At 34.3% G+C, this 15,099-nt stretch carries 23 protein-coding genes and 1 tRNA gene; 5 read left to right on the top strand and 19 right to left on the bottom strand.

Features of this window, described 5'->3' with window-relative positions; translation table 11 throughout:
• Positions 1-54: 54 nt before the first annotated feature.
• From QM923_RS01925 to QM923_RS01910, 4 genes are all read right to left on the bottom strand, one after another.
• Positions 55-1,743, bottom strand: coding sequence for an SEC10/PgrA surface exclusion domain-containing protein (locus QM923_RS01925; RefSeq protein WP_414290658.1), 1,689 nt, complete (start codon positions 1,741-1,743; stop codon positions 55-57).
• A 9-nt stretch (positions 1,744-1,752) separates the two neighbouring features.
• Positions 1,753-2,055 (bottom strand): hypothetical protein, encoded by a 303-nt coding sequence (locus tag QM923_RS01920; protein WP_414290657.1) that lies wholly within the window; start codon positions 2,053-2,055, stop codon positions 1,753-1,755.
• 7 nt (positions 2,056-2,062) lie between these two features.
• Positions 2,063-2,482 carry a helix-turn-helix transcriptional regulator gene (locus QM923_RS01915; RefSeq protein ID WP_414290656.1) on the bottom strand — a complete coding sequence of 140 codons (420 nt, stop codon included), beginning with the start codon at positions 2,480-2,482 and terminating at the stop codon, positions 2,063-2,065.
• 1,632 nt (positions 2,483-4,114) lie between these two features.
• Positions 4,115-4,396, bottom strand: a complete 282-nt coding sequence (locus tag QM923_RS01910; RefSeq protein WP_414290655.1) for a hypothetical protein — start codon at positions 4,394-4,396, stop codon at positions 4,115-4,117.
• Between the two features lie 112 nt (positions 4,397-4,508).
• Here QM923_RS01910 and QM923_RS01905 point away from each other — a divergent pair, with 112 nt between their 5' ends.
• From QM923_RS01905 to QM923_RS01895, 3 genes are all read left to right on the top strand, one after another.
• A complete protein-coding gene (locus QM923_RS01905; RefSeq protein WP_414290654.1) occupies positions 4,509-4,811 on the top strand; it encodes a helix-turn-helix domain-containing protein in 303 nt (100 codons plus the stop codon).
• 97 nt (positions 4,812-4,908) lie between these two features.
• Positions 4,909-5,241: a helix-turn-helix domain-containing protein gene (locus tag QM923_RS01900; RefSeq protein ID WP_414290653.1), complete on the top strand. Its 333-nt coding sequence runs from the start codon at positions 4,909-4,911 to the stop codon at positions 5,239-5,241.
• Between the two features lie 2 nt (positions 5,242-5,243).
• A complete protein-coding gene (locus QM923_RS01895; RefSeq protein ID WP_414290652.1) occupies positions 5,244-5,669 on the top strand; it encodes an ImmA/IrrE family metallo-endopeptidase in 426 nt (141 codons plus the stop codon).
• 18 nt (positions 5,670-5,687) lie between these two features.
• Here QM923_RS01895 and QM923_RS01890 read toward each other — a convergent pair whose 3' ends face one another.
• From QM923_RS01890 to QM923_RS01840, 11 genes are all read right to left on the bottom strand, one after another.
• On the bottom strand, positions 5,688-5,972 hold the full coding sequence (locus QM923_RS01890; RefSeq protein WP_414290651.1) for a hypothetical protein: 285 nt from the start codon (positions 5,970-5,972) through the stop codon (positions 5,688-5,690).
• A gap of 11 nt (positions 5,973-5,983) precedes the next feature.
• Positions 5,984-6,271 carry a type II toxin-antitoxin system mRNA interferase toxin, RelE/StbE family gene (locus QM923_RS01885; protein ID WP_414290650.1) on the bottom strand — a complete coding sequence of 96 codons (288 nt, stop codon included), beginning with the start codon at positions 6,269-6,271 and terminating at the stop codon, positions 5,984-5,986.
• On the bottom strand, positions 6,264-6,599 hold the full coding sequence (locus QM923_RS01880) for a type II toxin-antitoxin system RelB/DinJ family antitoxin (RefSeq protein ID WP_414290649.1): 336 nt from the start codon (positions 6,597-6,599) through the stop codon (positions 6,264-6,266). The genes QM923_RS01885 and QM923_RS01880 overlap by 8 nt, the downstream gene beginning before the upstream one ends.
• A 90-nt stretch (positions 6,600-6,689) precedes the next feature.
• The gene (locus QM923_RS01875; protein WP_414290648.1) at positions 6,690-7,067 is read right to left on the bottom strand and encodes a type II toxin-antitoxin system HicB family antitoxin; all 378 of its coding nucleotides are present in this window, start codon (positions 7,065-7,067) and stop codon (positions 6,690-6,692) included.
• A 58-nt stretch (positions 7,068-7,125) separates the two neighbouring features.
• A complete protein-coding gene (locus tag QM923_RS01870) occupies positions 7,126-7,314 on the bottom strand; it encodes a type II toxin-antitoxin system HicA family toxin (RefSeq protein ID WP_414290647.1) in 189 nt (62 codons plus the stop codon).
• Positions 7,315-7,605: 291 nt separating this feature from the next.
• A tRNA-Arg gene (locus QM923_RS01865) sits at positions 7,606-7,677 on the bottom strand.
• A 42-nt stretch (positions 7,678-7,719) separates the two neighbouring features.
• Entirely contained in the window at positions 7,720-8,067 is a 348-nt protein-coding gene (gene rplS, locus QM923_RS01860; protein WP_001068670.1) for a 50S ribosomal protein L19, read from the bottom strand.
• A 118-nt stretch (positions 8,068-8,185) separates the two neighbouring features.
• Positions 8,186-8,515, bottom strand: a complete 330-nt coding sequence (gene crcB, locus QM923_RS01855; protein ID WP_414290646.1) for a fluoride efflux transporter CrcB — start codon at positions 8,513-8,515, stop codon at positions 8,186-8,188.
• On the bottom strand, positions 8,509-8,883 hold the full coding sequence (gene crcB / locus QM923_RS01850) for a fluoride efflux transporter CrcB (protein ID WP_414290645.1): 375 nt from the start codon (positions 8,881-8,883) through the stop codon (positions 8,509-8,511). Before crcB (QM923_RS01850) ends, crcB (QM923_RS01855) begins: the two co-directional genes overlap by 7 nt.
• A complete protein-coding gene (locus QM923_RS01845) occupies positions 8,880-9,146 on the bottom strand; it encodes a chorismate mutase (RefSeq protein WP_414290644.1) in 267 nt (88 codons plus the stop codon). The genes crcB (QM923_RS01850) and QM923_RS01845 overlap by 4 nt, the downstream gene beginning before the upstream one ends.
• A gap of 115 nt (positions 9,147-9,261) precedes the next feature.
• Positions 9,262-9,705: a flavodoxin gene (locus QM923_RS01840; protein WP_004253355.1), complete on the bottom strand. Its 444-nt coding sequence runs from the start codon at positions 9,703-9,705 to the stop codon at positions 9,262-9,264.
• A gap of 103 nt (positions 9,706-9,808) precedes the next feature.
• Between QM923_RS01840 and QM923_RS01835 the strand changes: the two genes are divergently transcribed.
• Together QM923_RS01835 and QM923_RS01830 are read left to right on the top strand one after the other, a co-directional pair.
• On the top strand, positions 9,809-10,747 hold the full coding sequence (locus QM923_RS01835; protein WP_414290643.1) for a DHH family phosphoesterase: 939 nt from the start codon (positions 9,809-9,811) through the stop codon (positions 10,745-10,747).
• A 92-nt stretch (positions 10,748-10,839) separates the two neighbouring features.
• On the top strand, positions 10,840-11,082 hold the full coding sequence (locus QM923_RS01830) for a type B 50S ribosomal protein L31 (RefSeq protein WP_004253349.1): 243 nt from the start codon (positions 10,840-10,842) through the stop codon (positions 11,080-11,082).
• A 214-nt stretch (positions 11,083-11,296) separates the two neighbouring features.
• On the opposite strand, the gene QM923_RS01825 is transcribed toward QM923_RS01830, so the two are convergent.
• The 4 genes from QM923_RS01825 to QM923_RS01810 all read right to left on the bottom strand — a co-directional run bounded on the left by QM923_RS01825 (position 11,297) and on the right by QM923_RS01810 (position 15,072).
• A complete protein-coding gene (locus tag QM923_RS01825) occupies positions 11,297-11,572 on the bottom strand; it encodes an HU family DNA-binding protein (protein ID WP_004253345.1) in 276 nt (91 codons plus the stop codon).
• Between the two features lie 108 nt (positions 11,573-11,680).
• Positions 11,681-12,517, bottom strand: coding sequence for a DegV family protein (locus QM923_RS01820; protein WP_414290642.1), 837 nt, complete (start codon positions 12,515-12,517; stop codon positions 11,681-11,683).
• A 169-nt stretch (positions 12,518-12,686) separates the two neighbouring features.
• Entirely contained in the window at positions 12,687-13,919 is a 1,233-nt protein-coding gene (locus tag QM923_RS01815) for a tetratricopeptide repeat protein (RefSeq protein ID WP_414290641.1), read from the bottom strand.
• On the bottom strand, positions 13,909-15,072 hold the full coding sequence (locus QM923_RS01810; protein WP_414290640.1) for an AI-2E family transporter: 1,164 nt from the start codon (positions 15,070-15,072) through the stop codon (positions 13,909-13,911). Before QM923_RS01810 ends, QM923_RS01815 begins: the two co-directional genes overlap by 11 nt.
• Positions 15,073-15,099 lie beyond the last annotated feature (27 nt).

The following is a 15,099-nucleotide window of genomic DNA, read 5'->3' as shown; positions in this document are numbered from 1 at the left end:
CATCTTTTCTCCTTTTCTTCCAATAAAAAAAGCCAGTTTAACTGACTTTAAAGACTATACCCATCTTCCTGAGTAATCAACCCAATATCTATCTTGAATCCACTCAGAACGTGCATAAACTCCACTATTCTTCAAATAGTACCAGCCACCATAATATGAATCATAAATCCACTCATTCTTAGCCATAGCACCACTAGACTTCAAATAGTATGAACCCTGCCAGCTATTCTTAGCCATATATCCACCTGACTTAAAGTAATACCAAGATTGATAATACGAATCATAATACCAAGCACTATTTATATAAGCACCACCTGATTTTAAATAAAACCAAGAACTATAATACGAATCATAAATCCATTCATTATCAGCCATCTTACCATCTGACTTCAAATAGTATGAACCCTGCCATGAATTAGTTACACGATTCCCATTTTTATAATAATACCAATAACCATTCTCTTTTTTCCACCCATTTTTTTCAATAACAGGGTTAACCTTTTTCTTACTAGAATCATTCGGTTTTTCCTTGTTTTGCGTAGCAGGTTTTGAAGGTTTAACAGGTACATTATTCTTTTTATTCTGCTCTTCTCTTTTCTCTTTTTCTTTTTTCTCCTTTTCTTTTTCTTCTTTTATTTTTTTATCAATACGATCATAGCTATCATACGCAGACTTAATCTTCTCATACTTACCTTTTTCTGTCTGCAATTCTTTTTCTTTTATAGATAACAATGATTTTCTATTGTTTTCAGTAGTATTCAAAGGACTATCTTTTTTAAAGGTAGTCTTTTTCGCTTTTGATAATTCGTTATCAGACACAGTAATATAGCTAATACCTAACCCATCTTTAAGATAGTGTAAAGATATTCCAAGATATTCATTCTTATAACTTTTACCATATTTTATACCAGCTATTGATTGAGCATGAGAAAATTCAGAACCATTATATAAAAATTCTACAATAGAATAGTAAATCCATTTTTTCATATCTGCTTTAGTCATATCACTTGTGACACCACTCAAAGCAAATGAATTTTCATAGAACTGTCCACCTGTTTCTCTTTGTTCATCTTCTTTGCTAGAGGTAGGTAAACCATATTCTCTAGCTATATCATTTATACCCTTCACATAATGCCAATCAAAAACACTCCTATCAGCTTCACGAACCTTCTTAGATAGCTTGTCAGCAAAATCAATAGACGAATTAGCCAAAGTTAATTGAGGTAACCCCATCTGTTTTCTGACTTGATTCAGCATATTTAAAGCAAAATAATTCAATTCAATTTTCACATCTTTAGGAAGATTATTGACATCATAAACTTCTACTTGATCAACAACATTCGAAATAAATTTATCTTCCTGTAAACGTAATTTCTTACTTTCTGCCTTTAATATTGCTTCTGCCCTATCTCTTTCAGAATCACTTTTCTTATAATTGTAGTAATCTTTGAGAGCCTGAACATATTCTGAACTAACCTTAATAGTGTTCTTTTCACTATACGGTGTTTTTAGTTGATTGATATTCCCTTCTAATTCTTTGATCTTATTTTCAGATTCAACCAAAGAATACCAGCGACCATCACTAGCATAGCTAGTAACACCATTCTTTTTAGCAATTTCTTCTTTCTGTCTTTCCAGTTGTGAGATTTTTGATTCCCAACCACTGTCAGCATGAACTACACTATTGCCATAAGCAAGTAACGTTACCGTTGAAAGTAACAATATTGAAGATTTAACTTTCATTTTTTTCTCCTAGCCAAATTCAATAATTTCTCCTGTTTCTAAAAAATGGTTATATGTACGCTCAATACGTTTATCAATCTTTTGATAAAAACCACTTGTTATTTGACCCATAGCACACAACCTATCAAACAAATCTTTACAACATTTTTTAGACGATACATAAACATCAGCGCCCCTCTTAACGTGAGCATAAATTTTTAGATTCCAGCAGAACCTACTATATATTCGCAGGTATTCCCTACGAATCCATTCTTCTGAATATGTTCTTACATCATCTTCTCCTTTCCATTCCACAGATACGATTTTACTCACCTCTTCTCTAACTCTTATCAATCTTATCTACCAAATCCAATAGATACTGTTTCACTTCAGATTTTAAAACATACTTAGTCTTATCATCTTTAATAAAACGAATCATTTCTTCATGACTTTTACCTTCTGTCAACATGCTTACCAAACCATGAGAAAACTGATGATGACAACCCAAATTATCTAAATCTTTAGTTGAAACAACTTTATCTCGATCAACACTAAAATTTTCTTCAACATCGATAAAATCGTCAATCTTACAATTATAAAAATAAGCCAATTTATACAACTTCTCAAGACTAGGTTCACGTTCACCAGTTTCATAACGCATATACGCTTTCGGTTGAATCTCTAAATACTTCGCTAAGTCCTCTTTCGACTTATTATTCTTCTCTCGATACAATCGAAGTCCCATTGACACATTCAGCATAAATCCTTTTCCTTTCTACTTTCATGTGAAAATCACAAAGAAAACCACAAATAATACAAATACAAGCAGAATTATCAAATGACTAAACATCAAATAAATCAAAAACATAAATAAAATAAGTGCATACAATAGTATTCCAACTCTTACTAAGTAGATCAAAATATCCATCTTTCCTCTTTTCTATTCTCTACTCATATTGTTAGTTTGCATAAAAGAATACTACTTATATTCCCTTGTGAAAACTAACAATACTTTCAATCTTTATCAGGACAAAACCTGTTTTATAAAAATCAAATTATTGTCAATTTCCTTTTTTGAATAAAATAAAAAGGCTTATATTTCAAAGCCTTTTCTTGTTACTCTTTTTTTGTATGCTCTTATCTTCGCACACTTTCAGCTTGTCAGCCTACTCCCTTCGCCAAGGTCACAGATTTAAAGATAACTCAATACCCCCTCTTCCTTACCCATAGGCATTAGCAAGATTTTACTCTTACACACCGACCATACGATAAAGCCTCACTATCTCACTCTAGCTACCTCTTCAAAGTATCATTGACTGCACCACAGCCGTCAGTTCCCTTTTCTCATCTACTCAGGCGAAAGGACGAAACACCCAACATGAACTTTACAAACTCTAAACTCCTTGCCAAAACAGCTTAGTAATATGGAAACACACTTTGCTGGATTTTTGTTTTCAAGAAACTTTTTCCAGATGTGACAACCTCTTGCACAATTTTTGAAATTGTACGTTATCCGTGCTTTCCGTAGTCTTACTAAGAAAGGTTGGCTAAGAGTTTAGAATCTATAAAGTTTTGTAGATACATTTCATGGAATCTAGCTATATAAAATACTACCTAGCTTGATTTCTCGTCTGCTCTATGATAGAATTCAACCGAGAATACTTCTTTCCCTCTCCTTTATAAAGATAACTTGAAAGCAAACTTTGAATAGATTTAGCTCATTCAAAGTTATCTTAAAAAGGAGGTGCGGATATGAAAAACGTTCTCATCAGATTGTTTTTATTCATCTATGCTATCGTGAAACTATTTATTTCACTTTACAAAGATTGTTTAGACACAATCCCTAGAATGACAATCGCATTTACAATCTATACGATTATAAGATTGTTATTTTAGTAGTAGGCTAGGTTTTTACCTAGCTTATTTTGTTACAACTAAACTCCATGAAACATATCTACAATCAAACAAAACTTGACATTTTACTATTTTTCACTTATAATTAAATTGCTACATTTAATACTCGTGTTAGTCAGTGTATATCAAAGTCATTGCCTGACACGTTTTTTATTTAATTTTCAAAGAACAAACTATTAAACTTTTTGTTTTAATAGTTCTTTAGTATAAGCAAATGACTATTGTTTATACTAAACAACCACTAAATTAAATAAAAGGATAATTATTATGAGTAAAAGCAAACACCCCTACGTTTTACAGGGAAACCATCTTAAAGATGATTTTAACTCTCACAACAGAAATTGTTACCAAGATAACAACAAAATCACTAAAAGAAAATACGATAAAGTCAAGAATATGAACAAGGCTTTAAAACATCAGTCAAAAGGGAAAATAACTTTATCAATTCCAATCCGTAAAGGTAACGAAATTATCTTCCCTAATCAAACAAAATAGTTTTAAAGTCAGAATAATCTTCCGAAGGAACATCATTTATTTCCTCATCCATCTTCAATAAAACCTTAGCAAGTGCTTGACGATACATCAATGAAACTCGCTCAATATCACTTAAACAAATTTCAGAAAATCCTTGCATATCATATTTATCTTTAAGACTCTCTACCATTTCAAGATTATCTTCACAAATTCTTGAAATATCTGAAATAAATGAGAACATTTGTAACTTTGTTTTTTCTTTGTTTGAAAATGTAGAATTGCTCATTTTATACTCCTCATTTATTTTATGAAAGGTATTGACTTTTTATTGTCATTTGATTATATTTCTATTATATAACTTTTTGACTATATCGTCAATAGGTTTTTAAAACTTTTTTATGTTTTCTAAAAAATTAAAAGAATTAAGATTGAAAAGCAATCTAACTCAAATGGAAATTGCTGAGAAATTAAATATTTCTCAACCAGCTTACCAACAATGGGAAAGCGGACGGCGAAAACCTACACTCACAACTCTTGAAATGTTTTCTAATTTCTTTGGTGTTTCTATCGAAGAACTTTTATCTGATGGAACGGTTCGTATCGAATCGATCCTCAACGCTGATAAAATCTCTTACAAGAACCAACTACTCTCAGATGAAACTGTTGATTTAATTAAGAAAACTATAAAAAATTCCCTCTAAAGCGCTATATCACTTTCGATATATCTATTATATATCGTTTTTGATATATTGTCAACACTTTTTAAAAATTTTTTAATTTTTTTTGAAAGGACTAAAAATGTTCTCAATTCGCCTAAAAAATCTTAGAATAGAAAATGGATATACTCAAAAAGAAATGGCTGATAATCTAGGTACTAGCCAACCATCATACCAAAATTGGGAAAAAGGTACTAGAAAACCTTCACGAACCACATTACAAAAGATTGCAAACTTTTTTAATGTTTCAACTGACTTTCTACTTGGCGAAACAGATATTCCTGATCCTGATTCAGATATTGACCTTGATACTGCTATTGATAATTCAGTTGCCTATGATGGTACACCTATCACAGAACATGATAGAGAAATTATAAAGAACTATCTAAACGAATACTTTTCAAATAAAAAATAACTATGAACCTAAACAAAGTTATAACAGAGATTGAACACTTAAATTGTAAAGTTATCATTCTTAAAGACCTATCAACTAAAGGAAGATACGTTCTAGCAAAGAATAAACACTTCATCTTTCTTCGAGCCGATACATCAGAAATCGAGAAAATAAACGTTCTACTACATGAAAAACACCATCTAATCAATGATGATTGCAATAACTCACTATCTCAAATAGACACCTTCAGAAATCATATAGAAAATGATAGCGAAAAAGGACGAATCCTTGATTTTATGAGTTTAGTGAACAGCGAATATCCAATAGATGATAGCTTCAATTATCAGGACTATCTCAAAAATGCTGATATTCCTTCAAAATACGAAAGCTACGTTAAAGAAATAGCGACCCATTTCTACAATGAAAACAAAAAAAATAACACTATCTAATGATAGTGTTTTTATTTTCTATTCAAGAATAACATTTCCCCAAAATTCATCATTACAAGTTACTGCTAATTCATTATTCAAATTGCCAGTAAAAAAGCCACCACCTTTTCTTTTAAACCTAATCTTAACAAAATAGACTTCTAAATCGCCTTCATATTCTTTTTTTACAACCATTTCTGAACCAGCTTCCATTTCATCTAGCTGATCAGAATACTCATTTAAAAAATCTCTTACAAAGTAATTAAATTTTGAAATCATGTTTTTGGGAACTCTATCCTGATAAATTATTTCTTTAATCTCCATTTTCTATCTCCTTAAAATAAATCTGAATGAGTACCTACACGTTCAAAAACAACATGAGTACCTCTTTCTAGGTAATAATAAATCATAAGTAAATCAGACTTTCTCCCACCAATATGAATTTCCCATAACTTCGGTATTCTTTTTCTAGGCTCTAAAACATGCTTTTTATATTCAAAACCTAATTCTTCATCATTTATTATCTTCTTAACAGCTTCATTGATAGGAGTTATATCTATTCCACGCTTAATTATTTTAGCCAAATCTTTATTATATCTATTCGAGAACTCATAACTAAGCATTTTCTCTTACCATTCTTTCAAAATAATCATCTACACTTTCAGAACATTTTGTTATTCCTTCATTTTCATATTTCTCTATACTCTCTTTGAAAGCATTTTGAGTAACTTCATTATATTCATCTACACTTCTTGTACGAATATAATCACCATTTTCTAACTCAATTTCATAATCTGCATTAAGTTTCAACTCAAAAGGAATACTTCTCGTCAACACACTTTGTTTTAAAAACAACTTCACAGCAGTTGTCATATCTAAACCCAATTCACTAAAAACTTCAGTAGCATCTTTTTTTAATTTATCATCTACTCTTACAGCAATTTGTGACATATCAATTCTCCTTTTTATCTTGTATATCTATTGAATCACTTTTAGAAAGACAATTCAAATTTTTATATATATTAAACACAGTATTTAAGTTTAAACTTGCAACTTCTTTTCTAATGCTTGAGCCAAAACTTCTGAATAGTTAATTTTCTCTCGGTCAGCAAGACGAACTAACCATTCAGGAACGGTCACGTTCTTCCTAATTGCCTTATTACTTCTCACAAAAGGCGCAGGATCTACTTGAATCATTGATACAAAACCATCTGAAACTTCAATCTTTAAAATATCACTTGGTGAAGGCAACTCTATACCTTCATCAATATAGGAAGCTAAAACATTTTCAAGCATTTCACGAGCATTTTTCATTGCTTCCTCAATATTTTTTCCTTCTGTACCACCACCAAATTCTGGAAATTCTACCCAATATCCTGTTCCTTCTTTATGAAAAATAGCTGGATACGTTTTTAACATTCTACTACCTCCAACATTCTACTACCTCCGATTTAAAAAAGACTTAGGAAAGCAAAACTTACAATCCTAAATCTTTGAGAATCTTTCTTTCCAACCCCCTTGCCAAATCTTCATTTCCATGGACTGGAATCGTAACAAGATAAGAAAAACCCTCTTTCTTAAAATGATGATGACTTCCCTTTTGGCGAACTTCAACCCATCCATTCTCAAGAGCTAGTTTCACCATTTCTTTACCTGTAAGTGGCATATATAGTCGTTACCTCCTTACGCTTATTCATTTATCATTATACACATTATGCGTATATTTGTCAAGCTAAAATAGACCACTTTTATTCAATAAATACAAAATAAAATAGACCAGCTTCCTGATCCACTTTATTCTATATTCATTAACTTAAATCTAATTTTTGGTCAAATTTTGGTCAACGTTTGGTCAAAAAAACAAAATATACTATCCTATTTTAAAAAACTAAATTGTGATGATTGCCTATAAATAAACACTTTGAATATTCTTTACGTTTCTTTACGCTTCTTAAAATGCCCCCTGCAGGAATCGAACCTGCAACTACTCCTTAGGAGGGAGTTGTTATATCCATTGAACTAAGGGAGCTAGAGAAAAACCCTGCCTTGCAGCAGAGTTTTGTTCATCGAATTAACGACGGATTTCTTTGATACGAGCTGCCTTACCTTGAAGAGCACGCAAGTAGTACAATTTCGCACGACGTACTTTACCGTAACGAACAACTTCGATCTTTTCAACACGTGGAGTGTGGATTGGGAAGATACGTTCAACACCTACACCGTTAGAGATTTTACGAACTGTGTAGTTTTCTGAGATGCCAGCACCTTTACGTGCAATAACAACACCTTCAAAGATCTGAACACGTTCACGGTTTCCTTCGACAACTTTCGCGTGTACACGAACAGTGTCACCAGGACGGAATGAAGGAATATCTGTACGAAGTTGACCTTCAGTCAAGCTTTGGATTAATGGATTCATTTTATTCTCCTATCTTTGTCAATCTTGAGGAAACTTCCTCAGCGGATAAACTGTATTTTTGTGCGTCCATTACACACATGATACAGTTTATCAAATTTCCTAGAAAAAGTAAAGAAATTTAAAGCAAAATTCCCAAAAAAATTGCAAGAAAACCAAGCAAGTAGGTTAATAATAAATAACTATAAAATGCCTTCTTGTCATTGATCAGTCTTTGGAGTTCATCATTCAAAGTTGAGAAAGTAGTCAAACCACCACAAAAACCAGTTGCAAGTATAGAATAGACTTCTTTTGACTCTACATGGTTATAGCATAATCCAATCAAAAAACAACCTAGAAGATTAGCTATGAGTGTTCCTAGTGGTAGCACTGACCCTTGATTATAACGGGAAAAGAAATAACGAACAAGAGCACCCAGTCCACAAGCAAGTGCTAGATAGATTACTACCATTTCTTCCTCCCTAGACAATAAGCAAATAGAAGTCCACCACCGATACTCAAAAGTAAATAGATGACTAAGCTCAGATAGCGCCCTGTGTCCACTAATTTCACAGCGTCTAATATTAGACTAGAAAATGTCGTTAAGCCGCCACAGAACCCTGTTCCAAGCGCTAGAATAGTGCCTTTACTACTTCCCTTATAAACCAGATAACCTTTTACAAGGTAGACAAGGCAAAAAATTCCTAAATAGTTGACTACTAGTGTTCCCCATGGGAAGTCTGGACTAGATGGCAACCATCTCGAAATCTGAAAACGCACAATTCCTCCCAGCATACCTGCTAGAAAGATTCCTAGAGGGTAAAATTTTTCTTTTTTCATTTGATCGTTTTATCCTGATAATCACGTGAACGTTTGAGAATATCTGAAAAAGTCTCAACAATTGTATCTTCGTATTTTTTATTGCCTACACGACTTTTGACTTTTTCAAAGATAACTTCTTCTCTTTTAGTATCTAGAATAGGTTTTCCTGAAGCTTTTTTATAGGCAACTACTCCTTCAACTAAATGCATCCTCTCTTCTAAAAGTTGAACGATCTGGTCATCGATTTTATCGATTTCTTTTCGAATATTATCTAAATCCATAGAGTCTCCTTTTTAATTGAACAATTGTACAAAAAAAGCACTAAATAGGCTAGTAAAGTCCTAATCCTGCTTAATAAAAACTGCACTGACATCTATCATCAGTGCAACTTCATACTTATCCCACTTTGGCAGCCAATTCTTCAGCGAATTGCTCCAAGCGTTCAATATCTTCTTCCTCGGCAGAAAGGTCAACTTTAACGCACTCTGAACCCTTTTCAGCTCCAGTAGCGATAAATACTCGGTCGAAATCATCAACAGCTTTACAGAATTCATCGTAGAAAGTATCACCTGATCCGACTACACCATAGATTTTACCGCTCAAGTTGAGGTCTGCTAGATCTTCGTAGAAGTCCATCATCTCATCTGGTAATTCTCCATCTCCGTAAGTATAGGTTGCGACAATGGCGATGTCTGCTTCTAAAAAGTCAGAAGCGTCAACGGTTGTACACTCATCAACATCCACTTCTAAACCACATTCTCTTAATTTATCTGCTACAATATCAGCGATTTCTTCAGTATTACCGGTCATACTGGCAAATACAATTTTTGCTAATGCCATAAGGTCCTCCTCAATTAATCTTTCTCCATTATATCACATCTTTTTCATTTTAAAAATAAAAACTCTTGTGCTACAATGAAATGAGAAAGAATTGAGGTTATTTATGGAAATTTGCCATCAAATTTTAGAAAAAATTAAAGAATATGATACTATTATCATCCACCGTCATATGAAACCAGATCCTGACGCTCTGGGGAGTCAGGTAGGTTTAAAAGCCTTGCTTGAGCATCATTTTCCAGAAAAAACGATAAAAGTAGTTGGTTTTAATGAACCGACCTTAACCTGGCTTGCTAAAATGGATCAGGTAGAGGACATAGACTATCAAGGTGCACTTGCCATTATCTGTGATACAGCAAACACAGCACGTATTGATGATAAACGTTATCTTAATGCTGAGACTATTATCAAAATTGACCACCATCCAAATGACGAAGTCTACGGCGATCTTGTTTGGGTAGATACGAATTCTAGTAGTGCGAGTGAGATGATTGCTCTCTTTGCTGAAGCAACTAACTTAGAATTATCCGACTACGCTGCTAAAATGCTCTGCGCTGGAATTATTGGTGATACCGGCCGTTTTCTCTACCCTTCTACTTCTGCACGTACGCTTCGTATCTCAAGTCAACTCAGAGAACATAACTTTGACTACGCTGAATTAACTCGTAAAATGGATACTATGAGCTTTAAGATTGCCAAACTCCAGGGTTATGTTTATGACCACTTAGAAGTTGATGAAAATGGTGCTGCTCGTGTTATTCTCACCCAAGAAATCTTGAAGAAATACGAAGTTACTGATGCGGAAACAGCAGCCATCGTTGGCGCTCCGGGCCGTATTGATACTGTTAGCCTTTGGGGAATCTTTGTGGAGCAAGCAGATGGTCACTATCGCGTACGTCTTCGCAGTAAATTTGTCCCTATCAATGGTGTCGCAAAAGAACATGATGGCGGTGGTCATCCTCTTGCCAGCGGAGCTAATTCCTATAGTTTAGAAGAGAATGAGCTCATCTACCAAAAATTAAAAAACTTGCTGAAAAATAGATAAAAAGCTTGCCAAACTTTTCAGAATCTGATAGACTAGTATGGTAACAATCTATGGCTCGCAAAGAGACCATGGCAGAAAGGAAATATTGCAAAATGAAAAAAGATATCCATCCAGAATATCGCCCAGTTGTCTTCATGGACACAACTACTGGTTACAAATTCCTTAGCGGTTCAACAAAACGCTCTAGCGAAACAGTTGAGTTCGAAGGCGAAACTTACCCATTGATCCGTGTGGAAATTTCATCAGACTCACACCCATTCTACACTGGACGTCAAAAGTTCACTCAAGCAGATGGACGCGTGGATCGTTTCAACAAAAAATACGGTCTCAAATAATCAACCGCATCACTTGTATACGGTTAAACAAAAAAACAACTTCGATTCGGAGTTGTTTTTTTGTTTCTTTTTTTTTTTCAAGCTTTAATTTTTTTATAGCTTATAATAGTCCCAATTCTCATTTCTACTTCTACTTTCGTAACAAGTCCTCTATAAAACAAAAAAACCTACGAACCAAGCTTGACGCTTGATTAATAGGTTTTTTATAAAATCGTTATTTAACTGCTTCTTTAAGAGCTTTACCAGCTTTGAATGCTGGAACTTTAGAAGCTTTGATTTTGATTTCTTTACCAGTTTGTGGGTTGCGACCTTTACGAGCTGCACGTTTACGAACTTCGAAGTTACCAAAACCGATCAATTGAACTTTTTCACCAGCTGAAAGGAATTCAGTTACAGCTGCGAATACAGCGTCAACTGCTGCTGCTGAATCTTTCTTAGTCAATTCTGTAGCTTCTGCTACTTTAGCGATCAAATCTTGTTTGTTTGCCATGTTAATGAATCCTCCAAAATTATTTCTAATTAACACTTATAATCATAACCTAAAATTCCTTTTAGGTCAAGTCAAAAACACCTTTTATCTCAATTTTTCTTCATTTTTTTAGGAATTATAGCGAATTAAGATCGCCCAGGCGTTTTCTCCGGTGTGAGTTTGGATAATTGAGCCTGTTTCTAGGACTGAAATCGGTTTTTCAACGTAAGGTTGTAGAACAGCTTTCATCTCGTTTGCAAATTCATTTGTACCTGCATATGAAATACCAATCTCAGCTACTGAACGATTTGAAAGAGTGGCTACTAACTCATCCAACCATTTCTTAAAGGTTTTTGAACCACGTCCTTTGACAATCGGTTGAAGCTCATGGTCTTTCATTTGCATAACGACGCGAATATTTAAAAGTGAACTTAAGAGACCAGTAACACGACCAATACGGCCACCTTTTACAAGGTTTTCCAAGGTAGAAACACCGATGTAGAGTTCAGTGTGATTTTTTACATCCTCTACATGGGTTAGAATAGTTTCAAGGTCTTTTCCTTCTTGAGCTAGTTTAGCAGCTTCCACAACTTGGAACTTCAAGGCCTGATCTGTGAATGAACTATCCAAAACAGTGACATCTGCTGTTGACAAACTTGCTCCTTGACGCGCTGCTTCTACAGTTCCAGAAAGGGCATGGGACATATGAATTGCTAGGATCTTGCTACCGTCTTTCCCAAGTTCTTCAAAAATCTCTGCAAAGAGTCCCACTGGTGGTTGACTAGTCTTAGGAAGATTTTTACTTGCTTGCATCAAGCGAAGAAATTCTCCTTCTTCAAGATCTGCATCTGAATAAAGGACACTATCAATCATTACAGATAGTGGAACAACAGTAATATCAAATTCTTTAACCACTTCCGGTTCAATAGTAACCGAAGAATCCGTTACAATTTTTACTTTTGTCATTTTGCTAATCTTTCTATTTTTACTATTGTTGATTATTCAACTTATAACTATAACAATTATATCAAAAAAATACTAAAAGTTCATACTCAATCCACCTAAATTTAAAGCAATTTATACTTCTTTTTAATAAAAAAAGAAAATCACCTTGCTTGGTGATTATCTTTTGTATTTAAGATAAATAATCATACAAATCTTGCATTTGTAAATCATCAGGTACTAATTGGAGATAAGATTGAATGTAGTCTTTTGCTTCTTCTAGCTTACCGAGTTCTCTTAATAAATAAATATACTGCTCCAAAAACTCGGGATTATCCTTGAGTTCAGTAGCAAGTTCCTTATAGAGATCATAGGCTGCATCTAATTCTTCAGTCTCTTGATAACTTCGAGCAATCATCCATTTAGTCAAGAGATTTTCAGGTTCATAGACTGCTAAAGCTAGAATATCTTCGTATCTTTCTTGTTCTTGGTAGATGGTAGCTAAGCGTAGCAAGATTTCTTCCTGGTCATCAGCATTTTCTTGTGCTTGAATCAGATAAGCTTCTGCTTGCTCAGGTTGATGCAATTCATAAGATAGCTGAGATGCAAGGAGTAAGAGCCGAGTTTCAAAAGGATTTTTTGACAAGCCCTGTTGAGCTATTTTAAGAGCCTCTTTTGTCTGATGCTCCTTATGCAGTGCTTGACTATAGCCATACTCATATCCTTCAAAATCTGGAGAAATAGTGTCTAGTTGTTTGAAGTATAGTACGGCTTTCTGGTAGTCCTCTTGATCAAAATAGAGACTTGCAAGCTCAAAGGCTGTTTGGTCATCATATTCTAACTCTAAGGCTTTTTCTAAAAATTCTATTGCAGATTCAAACTTACCTAAACGTGCATAAGCAAGACCAATTCTCTGATAGGTCGAAATTCCAGTTTGATCGTAGATAGCACGATTATCTAGTTGAGCATAGCCCTTAATGGCTTCTAAATCGTTTCCTAGCTCACTATCTAGTTCAGCTAGTCCAAATATCAGGAGAGGGTCATCAGAGTAGCTACGAGCTTCTAGAAGCTTCTCACGCGCAACATCTGTCAATCCTTCCATCTGATATAAATCTGCTTTTAAGGCAAGAGCTGATACGTACCATTCACTTTCCGGACCAATATTCTCTAAATAATCAAAAGCCTCCTCAATCAATCCATCCTCACCAGCTATTGCAGCTAGATTGATGTTGACTTCTGGAAATTTCGGCGCTAATTTCTCATAGATTTGTGCAGCTTGTGGGAAGAAACCAATCCCTTCGAGATATGCAGCAAGTTCAAGAAGGACTTCATCTGAATCTTCCTCTAGAGCTTTTTGGAAAAAAGAATCAGCTCTTGACAAATCTTGTTGTTCTAAAGCCTCGAGCATTTGTTGACTATTGTTCACGATCAGTCTCCTCTACTGGCTCATAAAGTCCACTAACTTCTTTGTACCAATCAAAAATTGCTGAGATGACTACTTTTGCAGAAGCGTAGATTGGAATACCTAGCAATACACCCCAAATACCAAACATGGATCCCGAAGTTAATAGAACAAACAGAATGGTGATTGGGTGAATATTGAGTTGGCTTCCTAGAATCAATGGCGATACGAAGCGTCCTTCAATGGTTTGCTCAACAATAAAGACGATAATAACCTTTAGGAGCATGACAGGACCAGCAATCAGTCCCAAAACAAGCGCTGGAATCATAGCGAGGAAACTACCTAGATAAGGAACTAAATTGAGAATACCAGCTGTAATACCTAAAGTAACAGCATATCGAAGCCCAATTATCTTAAAGAAGATAATAAACATGATAGCTACGATAACGGCTACGGTAATTTGACCTCGCACATAATTGGAAAGTTGTTGATTGACTTCTGAAAGAACCTTACCAACTGGTTCTCTCAATTTATTTGGTAAGAATTGAGTAATATAGTCTCTAAGTCCTTTTCCATCTCGAAGAAGATAAAAGAGCATAAATGGCATGATGATCAGAGCGACAATGACCTGTGACGTTCCACTGATAAGAGCACTCACCCAGTTAACAGCCTTAGAAGAAATATTACTTGCCCAAGCAGTTGCTTGTGTTGAAAAATTGGCTAGAACCTGCTCCAGTTGAGGTCTAAAGTCATCTGGCAAACGCTTGGTTACGAGATCATCAATGACTTTATCAGCATCTTCGAGATAACTTGGGACATTTTTCGCAAAAATTACTACTTGACGTTGAAGGTTTGGAATTGCAACGGCTAGTCCAATAATCAAGAGAATGGCAATAATGATAAAGATAATACTAATGGCTAAGACACGGTTAATCTTGTACTTCTCCATCAGATCTACTAGTGGATTTAAGAGGTAAAAAAGTAGACCCGATAAGATAACCGGCAACATCACTACTGATAAAAAGTCTATAACTGGGAAAAATAAAAAGCTAATTTTACTGAGAATAAAAATATTGAGACCTAATAACAAGGTCACCAAGAAAACAGTGATCGCTTTATTGTCTAAAAACCATTTAAAAAACCAAGATAAGGTAAAGTGTTTCTCTTTTTGTTCCATTTTTTCTTCCTTTCCTTTGTCATAACA

Origin of the sequence: Streptococcus infantis, from assembly GCF_047463275.1 — a bacterium.
GTDB classification, from domain to species: domain Bacteria; phylum Bacillota; class Bacilli; order Lactobacillales; family Streptococcaceae; genus Streptococcus; species Streptococcus infantis_AF.
This window is presented reverse-complemented; position numbering and strand designations above follow the sequence as displayed.

Bases quoted from the DNA above. Each gene is read 5' to 3' on its own strand.
- QM923_RS01925 (WP_414290658.1), bottom strand. From the start codon at position 1,743: ATGAAAGTTAAATCTTCAATATTGTTACTTTCAACGGTAACGTTACTT.
- QM923_RS01915 (WP_414290656.1), bottom strand. From the start codon at position 2,482: ATGCTGAATGTGTCAATGGGACTTCGATTGTATCGAGAGAAGAATAAT.
- QM923_RS01910 (WP_414290655.1), bottom strand. From the start codon at position 4,396: ATGAGCAATTCTACATTTTCAAACAAAGAAAAAACAAAGTTACAAATG.
- QM923_RS01905 (WP_414290654.1), top strand. From the start codon at position 4,509: ATGTTTTCTAAAAAATTAAAAGAATTAAGATTGAAAAGCAATCTAACT.
- QM923_RS01900 (WP_414290653.1), top strand. From the start codon at position 4,909: ATGTTCTCAATTCGCCTAAAAAATCTTAGAATAGAAAATGGATATACT.
- QM923_RS01895 (WP_414290652.1), top strand. From the start codon at position 5,244: ATGAACCTAAACAAAGTTATAACAGAGATTGAACACTTAAATTGTAAA.
- QM923_RS01890 (WP_414290651.1), bottom strand. From the start codon at position 5,972: ATGGAGATTAAAGAAATAATTTATCAGGATAGAGTTCCCAAAAACATG.
- QM923_RS01885 (WP_414290650.1), bottom strand. From the start codon at position 6,271: ATGCTTAGTTATGAGTTCTCGAATAGATATAATAAAGATTTGGCTAAA.
- QM923_RS01880 (WP_414290649.1), bottom strand. From the start codon at position 6,599: ATGTCACAAATTGCTGTAAGAGTAGATGATAAATTAAAAAAAGATGCT.
- QM923_RS01875 (WP_414290648.1), bottom strand. From the start codon at position 7,067: ATGTTAAAAACGTATCCAGCTATTTTTCATAAAGAAGGAACAGGATAT.
- QM923_RS01870 (WP_414290647.1), bottom strand. From the start codon at position 7,314: ATGCCACTTACAGGTAAAGAAATGGTGAAACTAGCTCTTGAGAATGGA.
- rplS (WP_001068670.1), bottom strand. From the start codon at position 8,067: ATGAATCCATTAATCCAAAGCTTGACTGAAGGTCAACTTCGTACAGAT.
- crcB (WP_414290646.1), bottom strand. From the start codon at position 8,515: ATGGTAGTAATCTATCTAGCACTTGCTTGTGGACTGGGTGCTCTTGTT.
- crcB (WP_414290645.1), bottom strand. From the start codon at position 8,883: ATGAAAAAAGAAAAATTTTACCCTCTAGGAATCTTTCTAGCAGGTATG.
- QM923_RS01845 (WP_414290644.1), bottom strand. From the start codon at position 9,146: ATGGATTTAGATAATATTCGAAAAGAAATCGATAAAATCGATGACCAG.
- QM923_RS01840 (WP_004253355.1), bottom strand. From the start codon at position 9,705: ATGGCATTAGCAAAAATTGTATTTGCCAGTATGACCGGTAATACTGAA.
- QM923_RS01835 (WP_414290643.1), top strand. From the start codon at position 9,809: ATGGAAATTTGCCATCAAATTTTAGAAAAAATTAAAGAATATGATACT.
- QM923_RS01830 (WP_004253349.1), top strand. From the start codon at position 10,840: ATGAAAAAAGATATCCATCCAGAATATCGCCCAGTTGTCTTCATGGAC.
- QM923_RS01825 (WP_004253345.1), bottom strand. From the start codon at position 11,572: ATGGCAAACAAACAAGATTTGATCGCTAAAGTAGCAGAAGCTACAGAA.
- QM923_RS01820 (WP_414290642.1), bottom strand. From the start codon at position 12,517: ATGACAAAAGTAAAAATTGTAACGGATTCTTCGGTTACTATTGAACCG.
- QM923_RS01810 (WP_414290640.1), bottom strand. From the start codon at position 15,072: ATGGAACAAAAAGAGAAACACTTTACCTTATCTTGGTTTTTTAAATGG.